Annotated in this window: 18 protein-coding genes and 1 tRNA gene; 7 read left to right on the forward strand and 12 right to left on the reverse strand. The window is 62.4% G+C overall.

What is annotated here, in order from left to right; all coding sequences use genetic code 11:
• Positions 1-32: 32 nt before the first annotated feature.
• Both cmoA and cmoB read left to right on the forward strand, forming a co-directional pair.
• On the forward strand, positions 33-770 hold the full coding sequence (gene cmoA, locus KUW00_RS01925) for a carboxy-S-adenosyl-L-methionine synthase CmoA (protein WP_222568124.1): 738 nt from the start codon (positions 33-35) through the stop codon (positions 768-770).
• Complete coding sequence (gene cmoB, locus KUW00_RS01930; RefSeq protein WP_222568125.1) at positions 767-1,771, forward strand: tRNA 5-methoxyuridine(34)/uridine 5-oxyacetic acid(34) synthase CmoB; 1,005 nt, start codon at positions 767-769, stop codon at positions 1,769-1,771. The genes cmoA and cmoB overlap by 4 nt, the downstream gene beginning before the upstream one ends.
• A gap of 133 nt (positions 1,772-1,904) precedes the next feature.
• On the opposite strand, the gene KUW00_RS01935 is transcribed toward cmoB, so the two are convergent.
• From KUW00_RS01935 to KUW00_RS01965, 7 genes are all read right to left on the reverse strand, one after another.
• Complete coding sequence (locus KUW00_RS01935; protein ID WP_108131637.1) at positions 1,905-2,150, reverse strand: Rho-binding antiterminator; 246 nt, start codon at positions 2,148-2,150, stop codon at positions 1,905-1,907.
• Between the two features lie 280 nt (positions 2,151-2,430).
• Positions 2,431-3,858, reverse strand: a complete 1,428-nt coding sequence (gene cysN, locus KUW00_RS01940) for a sulfate adenylyltransferase subunit CysN (protein WP_045994522.1) — start codon at positions 3,856-3,858, stop codon at positions 2,431-2,433.
• 126 nt (positions 3,859-3,984) lie between these two features.
• The gene (cysD, locus tag KUW00_RS01945; protein WP_045994523.1) at positions 3,985-4,941 is read right to left on the reverse strand and encodes a sulfate adenylyltransferase subunit CysD; all 957 of its coding nucleotides are present in this window, start codon (positions 4,939-4,941) and stop codon (positions 3,985-3,987) included.
• A 112-nt stretch (positions 4,942-5,053) separates the two neighbouring features.
• Positions 5,054-5,791: a metallophosphoesterase gene (locus KUW00_RS01950; RefSeq protein ID WP_222568126.1), complete on the reverse strand. Its 738-nt coding sequence runs from the start codon at positions 5,789-5,791 to the stop codon at positions 5,054-5,056.
• A 35-nt stretch (positions 5,792-5,826) separates the two neighbouring features.
• Complete coding sequence (locus tag KUW00_RS01955; protein WP_045994525.1) at positions 5,827-6,276, reverse strand: DUF1249 domain-containing protein; 450 nt, start codon at positions 6,274-6,276, stop codon at positions 5,827-5,829.
• 1 nt (position 6,277) lies between these two features.
• On the reverse strand, positions 6,278-6,904 hold the full coding sequence (locus tag KUW00_RS01960; protein ID WP_222568127.1) for an NUDIX domain-containing protein: 627 nt from the start codon (positions 6,902-6,904) through the stop codon (positions 6,278-6,280).
• Between the two features lie 135 nt (positions 6,905-7,039).
• Complete coding sequence (locus KUW00_RS01965; protein WP_261391944.1) at positions 7,040-7,738, reverse strand: hypothetical protein; 699 nt, start codon at positions 7,736-7,738, stop codon at positions 7,040-7,042.
• A gap of 344 nt (positions 7,739-8,082) precedes the next feature.
• Between KUW00_RS01965 and greB the strand changes: the two genes are divergently transcribed.
• Positions 8,083-8,628, forward strand: a complete 546-nt coding sequence (greB, locus tag KUW00_RS01970) for a transcription elongation factor GreB (protein ID WP_083970608.1) — start codon at positions 8,083-8,085, stop codon at positions 8,626-8,628.
• Positions 8,629-8,656: 28 nt separating this feature from the next.
• On the opposite strand, the gene KUW00_RS01975 is transcribed toward greB, so the two are convergent.
• Positions 8,657-9,649, reverse strand: coding sequence for a methyltransferase (locus KUW00_RS01975; RefSeq protein ID WP_222568128.1), 993 nt, complete (start codon positions 9,647-9,649; stop codon positions 8,657-8,659).
• Positions 9,646-10,596 (reverse strand): methyltransferase domain-containing protein, encoded by a 951-nt coding sequence (locus tag KUW00_RS01980; RefSeq protein WP_222568129.1) that lies wholly within the window; start codon positions 10,594-10,596, stop codon positions 9,646-9,648. Before KUW00_RS01980 ends, KUW00_RS01975 begins: the two co-directional genes overlap by 4 nt.
• A gap of 181 nt (positions 10,597-10,777) precedes the next feature.
• Between KUW00_RS01980 and KUW00_RS01985 the strand changes: the two genes are divergently transcribed.
• From KUW00_RS01985 to KUW00_RS02000, 4 genes are all read left to right on the forward strand, one after another.
• Positions 10,778-10,854, forward strand: a tRNA-Arg gene (locus KUW00_RS01985).
• A gap of 1,004 nt (positions 10,855-11,858) precedes the next feature.
• Positions 11,859-13,349 carry a hypothetical protein gene (locus tag KUW00_RS01990; protein WP_222568130.1) on the forward strand — a complete coding sequence of 497 codons (1,491 nt, stop codon included), beginning with the start codon at positions 11,859-11,861 and terminating at the stop codon, positions 13,347-13,349.
• A 458-nt stretch (positions 13,350-13,807) separates the two neighbouring features.
• On the forward strand, positions 13,808-15,295 hold the full coding sequence (locus tag KUW00_RS01995) for a DUF1254 domain-containing protein (RefSeq protein ID WP_222568131.1): 1,488 nt from the start codon (positions 13,808-13,810) through the stop codon (positions 15,293-15,295).
• A gap of 63 nt (positions 15,296-15,358) precedes the next feature.
• A complete protein-coding gene (locus tag KUW00_RS02000; RefSeq protein WP_222568132.1) occupies positions 15,359-16,894 on the forward strand; it encodes a DUF1254 domain-containing protein in 1,536 nt (511 codons plus the stop codon).
• A gap of 186 nt (positions 16,895-17,080) precedes the next feature.
• On the opposite strand, the gene KUW00_RS02005 is transcribed toward KUW00_RS02000, so the two are convergent.
• The 3 genes from KUW00_RS02005 to KUW00_RS02015 form a co-directional block, all read right to left on the reverse strand.
• The gene (locus KUW00_RS02005) at positions 17,081-17,503 is read right to left on the reverse strand and encodes a DUF3617 domain-containing protein (RefSeq protein ID WP_222568133.1); all 423 of its coding nucleotides are present in this window, start codon (positions 17,501-17,503) and stop codon (positions 17,081-17,083) included.
• A gap of 411 nt (positions 17,504-17,914) precedes the next feature.
• On the reverse strand, positions 17,915-18,646 hold the full coding sequence (locus tag KUW00_RS02010) for an enoyl-CoA hydratase/isomerase family protein (protein ID WP_222568134.1): 732 nt from the start codon (positions 18,644-18,646) through the stop codon (positions 17,915-17,917).
• A 346-nt stretch (positions 18,647-18,992) separates the two neighbouring features.
• Positions 18,993-19,922, reverse strand: coding sequence for a LysR family transcriptional regulator (locus KUW00_RS02015; protein ID WP_222568135.1), 930 nt, complete (start codon positions 19,920-19,922; stop codon positions 18,993-18,995).
• Positions 19,923-19,933 lie beyond the last annotated feature (11 nt).

A 19,933-nucleotide genomic window follows, 5' to 3' on the forward strand; every position in this document is an offset into this window, starting at 1 on the left:
ACTCCCCCCGAGCCCGACAACACTGGCAATCCATGAGTGACGCATCTTACCGTGACGCCATCTTTTCCACACCCCTGGACAAGGTGGCGCGCTTTTCGTTCGACGAGCGGGTCGTCGCCTGCTTCCCCGACATGATTCGCCGATCGGTCCCCGGCTACGGCCAGATCCTCGGCATGCTGGGGGTGATCGCCGAGCGCCACCTGCGCCACGGCGCCCACGTCTATGACCTTGGCTGCTCGCTTGGCGCCGTGGGCCTGGCGCTGGCCGGCCAACTGCCCAAGGACGCCTTCAGCCTGACCGGGGTCGACCTGTCCCCGGCGATGGTCGAGCGCGCCCGCCAGACCCTCGAGCACGAGTGCCCCAACCACGCCATCGAGGTGATCGAAGGCGACATCCGCCACCTCGACTACCGTCCCAGCGGCATGATCGTGTTGAATTTCACGCTGCAGTTTCTGGCCCCGGAAGACCGGGACGGCGTACTCGAGAAGCTCTACCAGGCGCTGGAGCCCGGCGGTGTGTTGATCCTGTCGGAGAAGATCAAGGCCGGTGACGAACAGGACAATGCCTGGCTGGTGGAGCGCTATCACGACTTCAAGCGTGCCAATGGCTACAGCGACCTGGAGATCAGCCAGAAGCGCAACGCACTGGAGAACGTGCTGGTACCCGACACCCTGGAGCAGCACCACCAGCGCCTTGCGCGGGTAGGCTTTGCGCGCTCGCTGACCTGGTTTCAGTATCTGAACTTCGCCTCCATGGTGGCCTTCAAATGATTCCCGAGCATCAGCGCGATGTGTACCGCGCCTTTCTCGAGCAATCCTTCCGCCACGCCGGCATGGGCGACTGGCTTGCCCGCCTGCCCGAGCAGTTCGCCCGCGGCCTCGACCGCCAGCGTCACGGCGACCTGCCGGCCTGGGAGAAGGCGGTGGCCAAGCTGCCGGCGCTGCCCGACAAGCGCCAGGTCCAGCTCGATCGCGACGAGGTCACGGTCGAGCTGGAGCTTGATGACAGCCGTCGTCGCCAGAGCGAGAACCTGCTGCGCGCGCTGATGCCGTGGCGCAAGGGCCCGTACCGGCTGGCAGGCATCGCGATCGATACCGAGTGGCGCTCGGACTGGAAGTGGCAGCGGCTGGCGCCGCACCTGTCGCCGCTGCGCGGTCGACGGGTGCTCGACGTGGGTGGCGGCAACGGCTATCACGCCTGGCGCATGGCCGGCGCCGGTGCCGACTTCGTGCTGGTGATCGATCCCTCACCGCGCTTCTACTGGCAGTTTCAGGCGGTCAAGCACTTCGTCGGCGATGCCGACGGCGGGCGCACCCACTTCCTGCCGGTGGGCATCGACGATGTGCCCCAGGGCCTGGGCTTCTTCGACAGCGTGTTCTCCATGGGCGTGCTCTACCACCGCCCTTCCCCCCTCGACCACCTGATCCAGCTACGCGACGCCCTGCGTCGGGGCGGCGAACTGGTGCTCGAGACGCTGGTGGTGGAAGGCGACGAGACCCGGGTGCTGGTGCCGGGCGATCGCTACGCGGCGATGCCCAATGTCTACTTCCTGCCATCGTCGCGCGCCCTGGTGGGCTGGCTCGAGAAGGTCGGCTTTCGCGACGTTCGGGTGGTGGATGAAGCCCCCACCAGCCTGGAGGAGCAGCGCTCCACCGACTGGATGACCTTTCAGTCGCTGGGTGACTTCCTCGACCCTGAGCGCCCCCACCTGACCCGCGAGGGACACCCGGCCCCGCGTCGGGCCGTAATGATCGCGACGCGCCCAGCCTGATCCCGTACCTCCTGCCTCCCTGCCCCCACAAGACGCGACGCCCCGCTGATCCAGTCAGCGGGGCGTCGTCAGGGGCTGTGTCAGGGGCGGTGTCAGGGGCTGTGTCAGGGGCAGTGTCAGGGCCGGACCCGCGTCACACGAAGTCCAGCACCATGAAATGGGGATTGTCGACCAGCACTTCCATACGGGTAATGTCGTCGAGCACTACCATGCGCTCGCCGCGCTCTGTCTTCAGCGACAGACACTCCTCGCGATCCTCGTTGAAGGCGGTATCCAGTGCCTCGCCGTGCTTCTCGTCACCGTCTCGCAGCGACAGCTTGACCGGAAAATGGTACAGGCAGGCGATTTCGATATTGTCATAGAGATGGCAGGCCACCATGTTCGTGCCCTCCCTGCTTCCGTGGGGGAATGGAAGACGTCGTCATGACGTCACACGCGACGCATCCTGCCTTTGGTCTAGCCCAGGCACCAGCCCGCCACCATCTGTCTGCGCAGTTGGAGTTAAACCCATCGAAAAGCACTAGCATTCTGGTTCAACCAAGCCACTGAGACGACGCTATTACTGTGCTCTTTCAGTGCTCATCTGACAGCGGCCCCTGCGCCGTAGCGCAGGGGCCGCTGTTGCAGCGAACCAACGATGGTGAAGCCGGTTCCGGACGTCAGCGCTTGAGCAGCTCGCGCACATCCTTGGCTTCCCAGTGGGGAAAGTACTTGCGCACCAGGGCGTTGAGTTCCAGCTCGAAGCCGGCCCAGTCGACCTGCTCGGCAGCGCCGCCTTCGACACTGGCCGCACCGCGAATCATGCCGGCGCCCACGGTGACGTTGGTCAGCCGGTCGATGACGATAAAGCTGCCGGTGCCAGGCACCCGCGCGTAGTCATCGATGGGCACCTCTGCGGTCAGCGCGACCCGGCAGCGGGCGATGGCGTTGAGCTCGAGTCGCTCGGCACCATGACGCTCCAGGCTGTTGACGTCGACCTGATAGTGGATGGCGTCGACGTGGCCTGCCACGGCACGCCCGGCCATGCGGATATCGTACTGACGCCCAGGCTCGAGGGCGTCGTCGTGCATCCACACGATGTCGGCGTCGAAGGCATTGGACAGGGTGATGTCGGCGTCCGCCGCCACCAGCCAGTCGCCACGCGAGATATCGATCTCGTCTTCCAGGGTCACGGTGATGGCCTGGCCCGGGTAGGCGTCGTCAAGATCGCCTTCGAAGGTGACGATACGCTCGACCCGGCTGAGCTTGTTGGACGGCAGCGCCTTTACCGCCTGGCCGGGGCGCAGGATGCCCGCCTCCAGGGTGCCGGCGTAGCCGCGGAAGTCGAGATTGGGGCGATTGACGTACTGCACCGGGAAGCGCAGATCGCTCAGGTTCTGATCCCGGCTGACCTCCACGGTCTCCAGAAGCTCCAGCAGCGCCGGGCCCTGGTACCAGTCGAGGCGCTCGCCGCGATCGACCACGTTGTCACCCTTGAGCGCCGACAGCGGCACAAAGTGGATGTCGCTGGCGTCGAGCTGCTCGGCGAAGGCGCGGTAGTCGGCGACGATCTCGTCGAAACGCGCCTGGGAGTAGTCGACCAGGTCCATCTTGTTGACCGCGATGACCAGATGCTGGATGCCCAGCAGGTCGGCGATGAAGCTGTGGCGACGGGTCTGGGTCTGCACGCCGTAACGGGCGTCGATCAGGATCACCGCGAGGCCGGCGGTAGAGGCACCGGTGGCCATGTTGCGGGTGTACTGCTCGTGCCCCGGGGTGTCGGCGATGATGAACTTGCGCTTGTCGGTGGAGAAGAAGCGATAGGCCACATCGATGGTGATGCCCTGCTCGCGCTCCGACTGCAGACCGTCGACCAGCAGCGCCAGATCCACCTCTTCGCCGGTGGTGCCCTTGGTCTTGGAGGCCTGGGTGATGGCCGCCAGCTGGTCGTCGAAGATCATCTTGGAATCGTGCAGCAGGCGACCGATCAGGGTCGACTTGCCGTCATCGACGCTGCCGCAGGTGATGAACCGCAACAGGTCCTTGTTTTCGTGCTCGTGCAGATACTGCTCGATGTTGTCAGCAATCAGACTGGACTGGTGAGACATGCTGTACCCCTGATGGTGACCCGACGTCGTGCTGGACGCCGGGCCCTTGATCTGTCATCTGCGTCCTCGCTCCCGATCACTGTCGGCCGGAGCAAGGCGCGTGGCTGCGTGCGGTCGGTACCGGCGTCAGAAGTAGCCTTCGCGCTTCTTCTTCTCCATGGAACCGGCCTGGTCATGATCGATGGCACGGCCGGAGCGCTCGCTGGTACGGGTCAGCAGCATCTCCTGGATGATCTCCGGCAGGGTCTGGGCCTTCGACTCCACTGCACCGGTCAGCGGATAGCAGCCCAGGGTGCGGAAGCGCACCCACTTCTGCTCGGGCTCTTCGCCCTCGGCCAGGGGCAGGCGCTCGTCATCGACCATGATCTGCATGCCGTCACGTTCCACCACCGGGCGCGGGGCGGAGAAGTACAGCGGCACGATGTCGATGTTCTCGAGGTAGATGTACTGCCAGATATCCAGCTCGGTCCAGTTGGACAGCGGGAAGGCACGGATCGACTCGCCCTTGTTGATGCGGGCGTTGTACAGATTCCACAGTTCCGGACGCTGGTTCTTGGGGTCCCAGCGGTGGTGGCGGTCGCGGAAGGAGAACACCCGCTCCTTGGCACGGCTGGCCTCCTCGTCGCGGCGGGCGCCACCGAAGGCGGCGTCGAAGCCGTACTGGTCCAGCGCCTGCTTGAGGGCCTGAGTCTTCATCACGTCGGTATAGCCGCTGGAGCCGTGGTCGAAGGGGTTGATGCCGGCGGCACGCCCTTCCTCGTTGGTGTGGACGATCAGCTCCATGCCCGCTTCCTTGGCCATGCGGTCGCGGAAGGCGATCATCTCGCGGAACTTCCAGGTGGTGTCCACGTGCATCAGCGGGAACGGCGGCGGGCCAGGATGGAAGGCCTTGCGCGCCAGGTGAAGCATCACCGAGGAGTCCTTGCCGATGGAGTAGAGCATCACCGGGTTCGAGAACTCGGCGGCCACTTCACGGATGATATGGATGGACTCCGCCTCGAGCTGCTTGAGGTGGGTCAGTCGCTTCGGCGTGAGCGACGCCTGGGCGGCGCGCTCACGGGCTGGTGCGGAAAGGCTGGTCATGGCCGGACACCTCGCATGACGGGAAAAGTGGAGATGTCAGCGAGGATACTGCGGGGCGAGTAATAACGTAAAAGAATTAATAACTATCTTTTTAGAACCAAGCGTAAGACTCCTAGATATCGACGCGCTCTACCCAGGTCTGCCACTCTCCCTCTCGTTTCAACTCCACCACCCGGTAGCCGGGGCGCGACGCCTCGTCCACGGCGAAGTCCTCGCTGCCGGGCAGGAACTGGTCAGAGGTGGAGGGACAGGCGTAGACGTCGACCCTTCCATGGGCCAGGGACATCCCGCCATGGAAGGCCTGATGCACATGACCGCACAGCACCATCTTCACCTGGGGATAGCCGTCCAGCACCTCCCAGAAGCCGTCGGCATCTACCAGGCCCAGGGCGTCGATCCAGGCGCTGCCCACCGCCAGCGGCGGATGGTGCATGGCGATCAGGGTCGGGCGATCGTCCTCGGCCAGACGCGCGCCGAGCGCGGCCAGAGCCTCTTCTCCGAGCTGCCCGGTGGCCTCGCCGACAAGCTGGGTGTCGAGCTGCAGAAGCCGCCAGTGGCCGGCCTCGACCTCGGGCAGGATGTCCCGCTCGGCGCCCATCAACGCCACGTCGTCGTGGTTGCCGGGAATCCAGAACCAGGGGCAGTCGAGCTCGCTCAATCGCTCGGTGGCGAGCCGGTAGGCGGCCTCGGACTCATCCTGGCTGATGTCACCGGTGACCAGCACCAGGTCCGGGCGGTCGGCGTCCACCGCCTTGACCACCGCCTCCAGCTGATGAGCGGGCAGGCCTCGGCGCGAGCGCGCCATCGGGTCGGCGTACAGGTGGCAATCGCTAATCTGGATCAGGCGCATGGAGATCTCTCGACGGGCGGCAACGGCGAACCGGCTCAGGGCAACTGCGGCAGATCCAGCGAGTGGCCGTGGGCCAGCCCGTGATCGAGCCACTCGCCGAGGAAGCGATTGATCTGCAGCTTCTCGTCGGGCTGGTGCATATGCGCGTTGGGATAGCGGTAGCGGCCGTCGAAGTGGCGCCGACGCTGAAAGTCGGTGACCTCGGCCATGCGCACATCGTGATACAGGTGCACGCGCATGCGCGGGCTGTCGATGACGCCGTCGAGGATCCCCTCCTGGCTGACGCGAATGATGCTGGTATAGGGCGCCAGCTCTTCGACATGCAGGCGCAGGGCACCGAGTCGACGCTCGCCGTTGAGCAGTTCGACCTCGCGACTTTCACCCTCTTCCAGCTCGCCCAGCAGGCGCGTCAGGCGGATGTAGTTGGCCGTGCACTCGCTCTGCAGGGTGCGCAGATCGGTGACGTAGGCGCTGCGTTGGGTCACGCTACCTCCTTGCTCTCAACGACGCCCGTTCGGCGGCCAGCCAGTAAAAGCCGATCAGGCACATGGCGTTATCGAGTCTCCCTTGATTGAGAAGTTCCCAGGCACGATGAAATGGCAACACATGGACGCGGATATCCTCGTGCTCTTCGTCCAGGCCATGCACCCCACCCAGTCCGCTGGTATCGACGAGACCGCAGAAAAGCGTCACACGTTCGTCGCAGGCACCCGGACTAGGATAGTAGCTATGCAGCAAGATGAGGTCCCCGACCTCGCGACCGGCCTCCTCGAGGGCCTCGCGACGGGCCACTTCCTCGGCAGACTCGTCCTTGTCGACCAGTCCGGCCACGCACTCGAGCTTCCACGGGGTGTGGGCGTCTTCCATTGCACCGGCACGGATCTGCTCCACCAGTACCACGCTGTCGCGCTCGGGGTCATAGAGCATGACGCCCACGGCGTCGTGCCGGCTATGCACCTCGCGCACCACCGCCTCGCTCCAGCCACCTTCGAACTTGCGATGGCGGAAGGTCAGCTTGTCCAGACGAAAGAAGCCCTGGTGCAGGCAATCGCGTGACACCAGTTCGACGTCCTGGGCGGTAAAGGGGGAATCGATGTTGCTCGTTTCCGGCATGGGGACCTCCGCAGACAGATCGGCCCATTATCCGGATCGGTCAGGGGCCCCACAAGGCGAGTCCAGGTGGGGCCTCCTGTCAAGGCGGGAAACGACAGGGAAATCGGCGCGGGTCAGAGCTCGTTGAGCGCCTGATCATAGCTCGTTGAGCAGGGCCCGCGCCTCGGCCTTGAGCGCCTGGTCCGAGGCTTCGCGTCCGGCGCGAACCGCACCGGCGATGGCCTTCTCGGCGTGCTGGCGGGCCTCGGCATCGCGTCCTTCGTCGGCCAGGTAGGCGGCATAGTAGTAGTTGACGTCGATACCGCCGGGGCGAATCGTCAGCGCGCGCTTGAACATTTCCTCGGCCTTGTCGTCATCACCGAAGGCCACCGGCCAGCCCGGAGCACGGTCATACAGCGCCCCCAGGGTCACGTAGGCCGAGCCATCGAGGCCATTGGCGTCCAGTGCGATGGCCCGCTCCAGCGCCCGCCGCGCGGCCTTGGCGTTGTCCAGCGCGCCGAGCCCGCCCTTGGCCTTGGCCAGGGACGCCTCGATGATGCCCTCCCACACCAGCAGCTCGCTGACGTTGGGATTGGCCGAGCTCAGCTCGTGGGCCTCGGCGGCCAGCGCCGTCAACGGGGCCTCCTGGGCCGACAAGGCGCTCGAGGTGGTGACGCTTTCCCAGCGGTTCTTGAGCTGGTCGAGCTCACCCTGCCAGGCCAGCGCCACGCCGCTGGCGAGGCAGGCGGACAGGGTGACAAGCGTCAGTGCCGTCGTGGCCAGCAGCCGACGCGGGCGTCGACGCAACGCGGCAGATGGAACATCAGGCGAGGCGGAAAACAGGGTTCGTGACATTTGGCGGCTCCGGATACTGTTATTGTGATGCACCCTGATGCTGGGTGGTCATGGTGGGCGGCCGCAGTGCGCGATCAGGCCGAGCGATCGGGCTGAGCGATCAGGCCAAGCGCTGCCGAGCACTGACCCAGGCGTTGTAACCCGATACGGAAAGCCACACGCGTTCTGGCGCCCTCCCCGAAATGTAACGAACGTTTGATTTATTCGCCAGTCGCATTCTTCGTCGACCGCTCACTGCATCGCTCCCCTGACCATTCCCCCACCACCCAAAGCGCTTGCGACCTGACCCAAGTCGCGGCACCCTCGTGGACCTTGTCTGATTCAACGACGCACCGAGGATCGCCATGAAAGGCCGCAACATGACTCGCTGGCGTGACCCGGCGAAGGATCCCCGTCAGGAACCCAAGAGCAACCTGATCACCCTGGAAGGTGCCGAGCGCCTGAGGGGCATTCTCGACCACCTGAGCCGGGTCAAGCGACCGCAGCTATCGGCCAAGGTCGGCGAGGCGGCGGCCCTTGGCGACCGCAGCGAGAACGCCGACTACACCTACAACAAGAAGGAACTCAACCGGGTCATCGGTCGCATTCGCTACCTGACCAAACGCCTGGATGAGTTGCAGGTGGTGGACCGCCTGCCGGCGGACACCGATCGGGTGTTCTTCGGCGCCTTCGTCACCCTGGAGGACGAAGACGGCGAAGAGATGTCAGTGCGCATCGTCGGCCACGACGAGACCGACACCAGCAAGCGCTGGATCAGCGTCGACGCGCCGCTGGCCAAGGCGCTGCTGGGCAAGTCGCTGGACGACGAAGTGACGGTGGCCGCCCCCGGCGGGGAGACCACCTGGCTGATCACCGAGATCCACTACCGCACGCCGGGTCAGAACACCTAGCCCGACAGACGCCTAGCCCGGCTGGCACCTAGCCCCTGGCGAGGCGGGCACGGTAGACCCGAAAGCGGCCATTGTCGGCCAGAATCTCGAAGCCGCCGAAGGCCTTCTCCAGGGGATCTGCGTAGGGCAGGAAGGCGTTGGCCACCAGGATCAATTGCCCGCCCGGCGTCAGGTGCTGCGGCGCCTCCTGGATCAGACGGGCCGCCGGACCGTAGTCGATGGAGCGCTCCTGATGAAACGGCGGATTCGAGACGATGGCGTCGAAGCGACGACCCGCCAGCGCCGAGTAGACGTCGCTTTCCAGCGCCTCGCCGTTTAGCCCATTGGCCGCCAGCGAGCGCCGGGTCGCTTCCACCGCAAAGGAGCTGACATCCACCGCGGTGACATCACGCCCCTGCTGCGCCATCCAGGCCGCCAGAATGCCGTCACCGCAGCCCATGTCGAGCACCTGGCCCCGGGGCAAGGCGGTCTCTAGCTGCTCGATCAGCAGCCCCGTGCCCTCGTCGAACTTTCCGTGTCCGAAGACGCCCGGGTGGCTTGCCAGCGTCAGGCCGGCGGCCTCGAAGCGCGTCCACACCGCTTCTGGATCGAGGGGCTGGGGCGCCGAGCGGGTCGCGAACAGCGAGCAGCGCCGGGCGCTGTCGAGCTTGCGACAGCCCATGCCCAGAGCCGCCAGCACCTTGAGTACCCGCTTGATGCCGCCCTGGTGCTCGCCCACCAGTTGCATCGGCGTGCCCTCGGGCAATACCCGACACAGCCACAATAGCCACCACTCCCCCAGGGCATGGGACTTGGGCCAGAACAGCACCACACCGGGCGGCGGCGACGCCTCGGGCGAGAACGGCGACAGCGCCGGGCGCCCCTGGGCCTGCCAGGCAGCACGCACCGACACATCGGCGCTGATCAGGGTCCCTTCGCCCTGCTCGAGCCAGCTATCCCGAGGCGGCGCCACCCACCACCAGCCGCGATAGTCGGCGTCCTGACGCTCGAGCAGTTGGCAAACCGGGGTTTCGGCACTCATGTCGGGGTCTCCTCACGGGTGTCAGCGCCGCCGTCGCGCGGCGATGGACGCCCCTCGGGGTCGGCCGGACGGCGGAAGGTATAGAGCAGATAGCGGCCCAGCCGCCAGTGGGGGTCCAGGCGGCAGTAGGCGTGCTCCAGCGCCACCAGCTTGTCGAGTTCCTTGTCGTTCTGGGGCGGGTGGCGCAGGTAATCGTGGAACACCCTGATCCCCGCCACGCCCTCGCAACGAAGCCCGGCTTCTTCGGTCCAGGCCATCACCTGGTCATGGGTCAGCGGCGAGATCGGTGTCAGTCGCTGGCGCTGTCCCTTGCCCTCGAGCCGATCCTCCAGCGCCTTGTCCAGGTTGCCCTTGACCACGTTGGATAGCCGCAGGGCGTCGCGGTTGAACACCATCAGCGACAGTTGCGCCCCCGGCGCCATCAGCGCGGCCAGACGATCGATGGCCGCCCTGGGGTCGCCCAGCCATTCGAGCACCGCGTGGCACACCACCAGCGGCCAGGGCCCAGGGGCCTCGCCCGCCAGGTCCTGCAGCGGCGACGTCAGATAGCGGACCCGGGACGCCTCGACGCCCTGGGCGTCGATCGCCTCTCGGGCCCGGTCGAGCATTTCGCCGGCGGGCTCGGCCAGCGTCACCGCATGCCCGCGCTCGAGAAACCACTGGGCCTGCTGACCGAGCCCCGCGCCCACGTCCAGCACCGGCTGGCCTTCGAGGTCGAGCATCTCCGGCAGCAGACGGTCCAGCAACGACAGGCGCAGCTCGCCGCGCAGGTGCCCGTAGAGCGACGCCGAGAACTTGTCCGCCAGTCCATCGAAGTGGCGATCGCCATGGACAGACAGCGGCGCGCCGCCGGACGCATGACCAGCAACAGAAGCGGCAGCATCAGAAGCAGCGACAGAACCAGCAGCGGGAGTGACGGCAGCGTCACTCGTGGGGTGTTGAGACATCGAAAACGCCAGACAGGTGTGGATAACAAAGAGCCGTGGCGCGCATTCTACCGAGCCAGGCCAGCGCTGACACCCGCCCGGATCAGCTTCCCTGCCACCGTCCCAGCCACCGTCCCAGCCACCTTCCCTGCCAACTGCGGGTTTATCTTGGCGAGTCAGCCGCTTATAATGCCGCCCCAACGCCCTCTTAGCTCAGCAGGATAGAGCAGCCGCCTCCTAAGCGGCAGGTCGCAGGTTCGAATCCTGCAGAGGGCGCCATGTCAGCTCTGCGATCCATGCCCCCTCCCCTGAAATTCCGGCGCTTTTCTCCCCGATTGTTGCTGCTAGATGTTGCTGCAAGCCCTTCCTGCCCGGGCTCAACCATACTTTTGCACCTCATCAATCCTGCTGCTCAAAGATGACCCACGCCTTGTTTTTAGCCCAATTCGGTGTTGCCACAAGATCGACACCGGCCATCAGACCGACAACAGCAAGCAGCCCTTAGAGGAGCTTTCAGCCACCTCGACCAGCAGGAAACCCAACAGGTCAAACATGAGATTGAGCAGAGACAATTGGCCGCTATCGGTGCTCTCTTCCTCAAGTTGCTACCGCTAACTCACACCAGCGACAACTACTGAACAGAGATTCCAGAGCTGAGCGGTAAAATACCGAGAGAGGCCATCCAGAACTGCAGGGCGACAGCGAGACGCCTGAGGAGCTGGAGGCAACTCTGGGAAGCGCCCTACCCATCAACCCCGCCATACGGCGGGGTTGATCCGTTTTGAGCCCTATCAAACGCGCGACCCTGGCGCGCTCTCGACACCCCGCCCCGCCTGCGCGCTAAACCCGTCGGTTTTAATGCACTCATGCGCTGGCCGCCAACACGCACCACTACTAGGCTCTGACAGTTATAGAGGGTTACGAGGACTCATGCGGAATCACGCGAATTTATGCTGAGGATGCTACGCGTTGGAGTAGCGTCAGTGGCGGAAAGGATAAATCTATGCCAAGTTCGCAACGAGGTGGCTTAGAAGGGCCTGACTGGTCCGGAGCCTGCTTACGACACAAAGCGGACATGCCGGCAAAGGCAGCGTGCTCGGTCATCGGTGTTATGAGGCTGGAACGATAATTGATATTATACTACCAAGCTATACTTAATTTTCCTGATTTTCAGACGGTTAGGTGTGGATATGGCGCGCGGTATAACCCGAATGAACGTGCCGACGCGTTCAAGTCAATGAAACGAGCCGGCTGTCGAACACCTGTTAAATCGAAGGAAAGCAATGAGTGAAGAGCAAGAAGAAGCACAGGGAGTGACAGCCTCAGAGCGTTATCTCGCTTGGCTAGGTAAAAATACCTTTCTAAGTCCCTGGTGTTTTCCGAACCTGTACACAGACGAAGGGAAGAAAGCCGAGAGTGGCGATGGTAAAGAACTTTGTGACCTTCTTGTTGTTTTCAAAGAACACGTAATCATTTTCTCTGACAAAGATATTGCCTTTAAAGATACCGGTGATTTGGAAGTAGACTGGGGGCGCTGGGTAAGAAAGGCAGTATTAAAATCCGCGCCTCAAGTGTTTGGTGCCGAAAAATTTCTTTGCGAGCACCCTGGTCGAATATTTTTAGATCGAAAATGTACTCAACCCTTTCCGATTTCTTTCCCTTCCAACGACCAAATAAGAATTCATCGAATACTGGTCGCAAGAAACGCAGTAGAAAGGTTCAGAAAACATGCTTCGGGATCAGGGTCTTTGATGCTCAACCCGGCATTAATCGGGAAGGAAATGGAGAAAACTCCTTTCCAAGTTGGGTCGGTAAATCCTGAGAAAGGCTTCGTTCATGTGCTGGACGATTTAGCACTAGATACTTTGATGCGAGAGCTAGATACGGTTTACGACTTTACCAGCTATCTATCTGATAAGGAAGCATTGGTTTCGTCGGGCCGTTTAGCTATTTCGGCAGGTGAAGAGGATCTTCTAGGGTTTTATTTATCGCAATCGAACAAGGATCGTGACCCAGGTTTCTATGTTAACGACGAGGACCTCATTATTGTAGATGAGGGCATCTATGACGAAATAAAGGATTTACCTCAATATAAGAAAGGCAAGGAGCTTGACGCATCTTCTTACTTTATTGACAGATTCATCGAGTATTTTGGTCAACATGCGAAAAACAATACGTGGCACTTCAGCAACGCTGAAGACTTCGACTCGGTTACCCTTGGCATTAGGGAATTTGCTTCCGAGTCGAGAGTTGGACGTCGAATCTTAGCAGATTCAATACACCAGAAAATCAGGTCTTTAAATCCAGACGAGAGGGGCGTCCGTCTCCTGCTATCCCCAACCAATCCTGAGACTATGTATGTCTGGCTAGTACTACCTATTTCCGGACATTTCGAGTCCTACCGGGAATATCGAGAATTTCGAGCTGGGCTTCTCATCGCATACTGTCAGTCCGCAAAGCTGCTTAAGACTGAACGGAGAATCGTGGTTGGAGTCGCCACCGATCCCCCCGGCTCAAATGGTGGTAGTGAAGATATGATATACATTGATACAGATACTTGGTCTGAAGATGACTACGCGGAAGCGCGAGACGTGCGTGAAAAACTTGGGCTATTTAAAGAAACTAATGTAATAGAAAAAAGCGAGAGGCACTACCAATATCCGGTAGAAAGAAAAAGCACTGATAACCGCGAAAAGCGACAAAAAGAAAAAGAACGAAAAAATAAAAGAAACAATCAGAAGGGCGCAAGGCGAAAGAACCGGCGCCGAAAATGATTTAACCAGTGCATCAACGGGACCGGTTTCCGCTTCGCTCCAAACCGGCCCGTAATGCAGGCGTTATCTTCTCTGGCTAAACGTCCGCTTCTGGCTGACTGCCCCCCCCCTGACCTTTCCCCTGCCCCCTCCCCCAGGAAGCGCTCCACAGCCCCATTCGAAAGTACTATGCAGAAACAGCAGCGGCCCGAAGGCGGCTTAGTGGCGGGATATCGGGCTCTGTGCCAGTTTTCTAAATCAGAAATATTTTGAAGACGATTCTCGAGCTGTGGCGAATCAGGCGCTGCGCCGGGAGGGCTTTGTTGCGTCCTGTCGATGCGTGATATCCCCCATCCACTCGAGGTTCGGACGACACCAGGCACGATCGGATCGACAGCACGACGGCGCGGATTAGCGGGATGGAGGCGAACTCCGCCCGGCTCAGACCACCATCGATAACAGAAAGGGAGTTCGGGAAGATGCTTCGTCACATGACCACGGCCACCGTCGCCGGGGCGCTGCTCTGCGCTTCGGGGCTTGCGCAGTCGGCCGTTCCACTCGATCAGGCAACCCTCAAGGGCGACGAGGTGATCGAGACGCCCGCCGGCGAGATCGAACTGCAGGACAGCTACTTCGATGAACAGGCGTCGCAGCGACTGTTCGACACCATGGACGTACAGCGGGCCGCCCAGGCCTATATCTGGTCGACGCCGCTGGTCAGCACGACGACCTGGCGGGACAACCAGGGCGAAGCCTTCGGTACCGATGACCCCGGTGCCTTTGCCGTCCTCGAGACGCTCAGGGAAAAACGCGGCATCGTCACCGCCAACCTGACCACCCCCTACATCTTCAACTTCACCGATCTTTCCGATGGACCGGTGCAGATCGACTACCCACCCGGCCAGACCGCCGGCGGCGTGCTCGACATGTGGATGCGCCCGGTCTTCGACCTCGGCCTGACCGGCCCCGACAAGGGCGAAGGCGCGACCTACATCGTGGTCGGCCCCGGTGACGATCCCGACGAGTACAGCGAGGAAGATGCCCACGTCTTCCAGAGCGAGACGAACAACGTGCTGGTGGGCATCCGTATCCTCGATCCCGACCCGGCCTACTACGACACCTATGTGTCCCAATACCAGATGGGGCCTGTGGGTGACACCTCGCCCAGCACCTTCGTCAAGTGCAAGGACGTCGAGTGGAGCGCCACCGCCCCACGGGGCCTCGCCTACTGGGAAAAGCTCGCCTCGATCATCGACGAAGAGCCGGTGCGCGAGATCGACAAGGCGTGGATGGCGATGCTCGCGCCGCTCGGCATCATCAAGGGCGAGGCCTTTGCACCGGACGAGCGCCAGCGAGAGATCCTGCTGCAGGGCGCGGCCCTGGGTGAGCTGATGACCCGCAACCTGCAGGTGAATCCGCGCTATGCGGATGTCTGGTGGGAGGGCACCTCCTGGTACAAGAGCTTCGACTTCGTCGTCGCCCAGGCCACCGATACGCTGCAGCAGATCGACGAACGTGCGACCTGGTTCTACGAGGCGGTCGGCTCCAGCGAGGGAATGGTCAACCCGACGCCCGGCGCGGGACAGGTCTACATGACCACCAAGCGTGACGCCAACGGCGACATGCTGCGCGCCGATCGCAACTACGTGCTGCATGTCCCGGCGGAGGTTCCGGTGGAGCAGTTCTGGTCGCTGACGCTCTACAGCGAAGACACTCGCCGCCCCTATGACAACGGAGGAACGGAGATCTCCGATGTCAGCCTCGACAGCCGCATGGAACAGCTCCAGTACAACGAAGACGGCTCCATCGATCTCTACATCGGTCCAGATGCCCCGGACGGCCTGGAAAGCAATCACATGAAGACGGTCGAGGATGATGGCTGGTTCGTGTACTTCCGCCTCTACGCACCAGGCCAGGCCTTCTTCGACAAGTCCTTCTCACTCCCGGACTTTGAACTCGTCGAGTAATCCCCTGTTCGACCCGCCGCCCTTGCCGGCGGGTCGCCCCTTTTCACGCCGCGGGAGCCGATCATGAAATGCCTGTCCAGACCCCTTCTGTGCGCCGGTCTTGCCCTGACCCTGCCACTGGCCCTGACACCGGTCGCATTGGCCCAGTCCGAGCGCGCGACAGAACTTGCCAACCTGCCCTTTGAACAGAACCGTCCCGCCGCGCAGACCGCCCAGCAGTTGATGGAGGAGCTGACCTTCCAGCGAGCGACACAGACCTATTTATGGGCGCTGCCACTGTTGAACACCATGGGAATGCGCGACGGCGCGGCGGAGGCCTTCGGCACCGGCTACAACGTCATGCCCATCTGGACCGAGCGCCTGGACGCCAGGACGCTGATCACGACGCCCAACTCGGACCTGATCTACGGCATGGTATTCGCAGACCTGGGCGAGAGCGGCCCGCTGGTCTTCGAGGCGCCACCGAAGCTGCAGGGTATCCTGCTGGATGCCTGGCAACGCCCGATTCCCGTCGACGGCGGCGAATACTTCGGTGATCTGGGCCTGCCGGGGCCAGACGGTGGCGAGGGCGGCAACTTCCTGATCGTGCCGCCGGGCTGGGAGGGCGACGTTCCCGAGGATCACTACGTCTATCGCTCGGGCACCAATAACGTCTTCTTCTTCCTGCGCTCGTTCTATCAGTCCCTCGACAACATCGCGCCGGCGACGGACCTGTTGAAACAGTCGCTGATCTATCCCCTCGGCGAGAAGGATAGCGCCAGGCCGATGGAATTCCCGGACGCCGCGGGCGGCTCCTACAACATGCTGCCGCGCTCCGATGCCACGGCATTCGACCAGCTCAAGTATCTGGTCGATACCGAAGGAGAAGCCCTTGCCGGCCCCGACTGGCTGGGCATGCTCGAGGGTATCGGTATCGCCTCGGATCGGGACTTCGCCCCGGATGAGTCGACCCGAAAGACACTGGAAGCCGCCGCCCAGACCGGCTACAAGACCAGCCGCGTCATCGGCTTCCAGCACGGTCTGAACGGCGAGGACTTCCGCGTCTACGAGGACCGCCAATGGCTGAATCCGGTCAACAACGTCTCGGCCCGCTGGCCCGACGTGCCGGTCGGGCTCGACTGGATGTCGAGCGAGGCGGGATACCGTGAACTGGACGCTCGCGCCTGGTTCTTCACCGACTACTTCTCGATCAGCCCCGGCATGGTGTCGATGACCCCCGGCAAGGGCGCCTTCTACATGATCGCCTTCGAGGATGCGGACGGCGAGCCACTGGTCGGCGACCAGCACTACACCCTGACACTGCCCCCCGATATCCCGGCGGAACTGTTCTGGTCGGTGACGCTGTACGAGGCGGAGAATGCCTCTGGCCTCGACAATGGCCAACCGTTTCCCTCGCTCGGCAAGCTCGATGAACCCGCCCAGGAGGATGACGGCAGCACCCAGCTTTATCTCGGTCCCGAGGCCCCGGAGGGCCAGCAGGACAACTGGCTCGCCACCGCCCCGGGGCGCGGCTTCTTCGCCATCCTGCGCCTCTATGCCCCCGCCGAACCGGCGCTGGATGGTAGCTGGAAGCCAGGTGATATCGAGAAGGCGCAGTAACTACCGATCCCGCCCGAGAATGTGTGAGGGCACCTGGCCAGGTGGCAACGCCCTCACTCGCTATCGCCTTGATGGAGAAAAGCAGAAGGCCCGCCATAGGCGGGCCTTCTGCTTGATCAGCCATGGTGCAGGCCAAGGGATTCGAGGGCCGTGCTTGGCTTACTTGGCTTGGCTACTTGGCTTGGCTTAGCTTTCGCAGTTCTCGCCGACCCAGTGACCTTCCTGCTCGATGGTGACCTGCTGGCCGTTGTCCATCTCGATCATGCTATTGAAGTGCTCGTCACTGTGCATCGTGATACTGGCATCGAAGGTGGTCGTGCGAACGCCGGCGGGACAGGTTGCCTGGGCATCGATGGTATCGCCATCGCGTCTGATCTTGATGTCTTCGCAACCAGACGATGTCCAGTCCTCGCGCAACGTGGCGATCATGTCACTGGATTCTTCCGCGGTCATGCACTGCGTCTCGGTCGTCTCCTGAGTCATCTGCTCAGGCATCTGGTCACCTGACATGCTTTGGATAATTTCCCATTGTCCAGGCTTGAGGTCGCTGGCCATGGCGCTGGTGGATACCGCGATCAGCAGAGAGGCAAGCAAGAGGTGTCGTGACATGGATCCTTCCCGTCTTTTTTTGGTGAAAAGTCGCCGAGCTATCGGCGCCCCCAGCCTATCTCACCAATGACCGGCAAAACGGAAAAACATCCAAAAGAAAGCAATTAAACAACAGAACGTTACATCAAGGATCGTGCTGTCGATGTCGGCACGTTCGCACGCGGGAAGCCATGATCCTGCCGACCCGGGAGGTTCACACCGGGCTCGTCATACCGTCTGTCATGTCGCGCGCTGCACTGTGCGTCAGGTCGCGCGTCATTCCTCTCGACTAGGCGCTGTCCGAAAAGTCGATGAGCGAAGGTTAGACAAGGCAAAAATCGGTGAGAAAGCGCAGTTTACGGGGTGTAAATGAGCATTTTGATCCGATTTTTAACGCCGTATTACCGAGCGCAGGCACTTTTCAGACAAGCCCTAGGCCAGGGCGAAGCCTGGGTAATCCGTCTGTGCATCTTCCCTTGGGCTATCGTGCAGGGGTGTCGACGCAGGGTCGATGTCTCGTCGCTCGTCTGTCACGGCGGTCTGGCCCGTCAGCCGTCTCACCAGATCATCGACATAGGCGGCGACATCTTCCGGATCCAGGGCACGGTGAATGGTGCCAAGATATTCCGCCTGATCGGCTCCGTAGTCTCGGCTACCCAGCAAGGAACTCAGTCCACCGACCGGACCCACACGATTCTCGTGCCCGTAAGACTCGCCACGGGCCAGCAGCCCCGTCAAGCCCACCTCCATCGGCACGAATCTCGCAAGGCCTCTTGCGGCAATGCGTACGTCACACGCCATGACGAGCTCGTGGCCTCCATACCGGGCCATGCCTTCCACCTTGGCGATGGTGGTCTGCGGGAGGTCTTCGATTCGCGCAAGAAGACACTTGAACTCACGCTTTCTGCTGTCGTCATCGCCGACCTGGGGGGATGAGGCACCCTTCAATATCTGGTATCCCGCCAGGCGCGAGAACACTTCAGGGAACCGAGACTGAAAGACGATGGCATCGATTCTGGCATCGCGCTCGAGATGATCCAGCAGCTTGCTCATCTCGTCGAGAAAGATGGCACCACTCGGGTCCAGAGGGGCATCCAGGAAGGTCACCCAGGCGGCACCTCGGCGTACCGACACGTTAAAGGTAGTGAAATTTCTGTACTGCATGACAATCCCCTCGGACAGATTCGTGAATCCGTCGCCGGCCTGGCACTGCGGATGGTCGAGCCATTCTGCGCCTTGCACGCCGGCCTCCCGTGGCTACCATTCAGCTCGATGACACTCGGACCAACTTAGCCCAGTCGAGATGGCTTCAGAATGGCCGCTTTCCGGTTTCAGAATTCGCAAAATCCGTATAATGGGGACCAATTTTTGCCCTTTCAGGCACTTCCCTCACATTCTCTCCCCCGACAAGACGCCCGCCAGTGCCAGCTCTCTCGACCAGAGTTCCCTCTGCTAGCTCTCTCTACCAGCTCTCTACCAGTTCCCTCTGCTAGCTCTCTACCAGCTCTCTTTACCGGTTCTCTCTGCCAGCCCTGTGGGCCGTGGCGGCCTGCTCTCTCACGGACAGCTCCTGGCAGAGCGCTTCGGCGAACGCCTTCACCCGCCGGGGTTGGTCGCGAGCGGGAGGAAACATCAGCTGCAAGGGCTTGGGCGGCGCCGCCACGTCCTCGAGCAGTGGCACCAGCCGCCCCTGTTCAAGGTCTTCCTGGACGTCCAGCTCGGACTTGAGGCAGATGCCATGACCTTCCACCGCCCACTGGCGCACCAGTGAGCCGTCGTTGGCGATCCGATTGCCCTTTACCGTCACCTGCTGCGGTGCGTCCTCAGGCCCAAAGCTCCAGACGTTGTCCAGCGCCGCACCAAAACGCATCACCAGGCAGTTGTGCTGTGCGAGTTCCGTGGGGATGCCAGGAACGCCATGGCGCTCCAGGTAGGTAGGGGCGGCACAGACGATCCGGCGAAACGATCCCAGCTGGCGAATGCGCAGGCTGCTGTCCAGCACTTGCCCGAACCGAAGCGCCAGATCAAAGCCCTGACCGACGATATCGGTGAAACCGTCCGACAGCGACAGTTCGAGCGATACATCCGGGTTTTCGCGGGCAAAGTTCGCCATCACCTGGGACACCACCCCGCGGCCCAGGTCGATGGGCACGCTGATGCGAATCGGCCCGGACAGGGTCTGGGCGCCATGACGAATGCGGGATTCCAGCTCCTCAAGCTCTGCCAGCACCTGCTTGGCGCCCTCGACCAGGGTACGGCCTTCTTCGGTGAGGCTGATGGAGCGGGTCGTGCGATTGATCAGCACCACGCCGAAGTACTGCTCCAGCGACGCCAGGCGCTCGGACACGGTGGTACTGGAAAGCCCCGTCTCTCTGGCCGCCGCCACCAGGCTGCCCTTTTCCACGATGGTCAGGAAGAGGCGCATGTTGTGAACGAGCATTATTCGGATTC

The organism is Halomonas sp. DP5N14-9 (assembly GCF_019802175.1).
In the GTDB taxonomy this organism is placed as follows: Bacteria; Pseudomonadota; Gammaproteobacteria; order Pseudomonadales; family Halomonadaceae; genus Halomonas; species Halomonas litopenaei.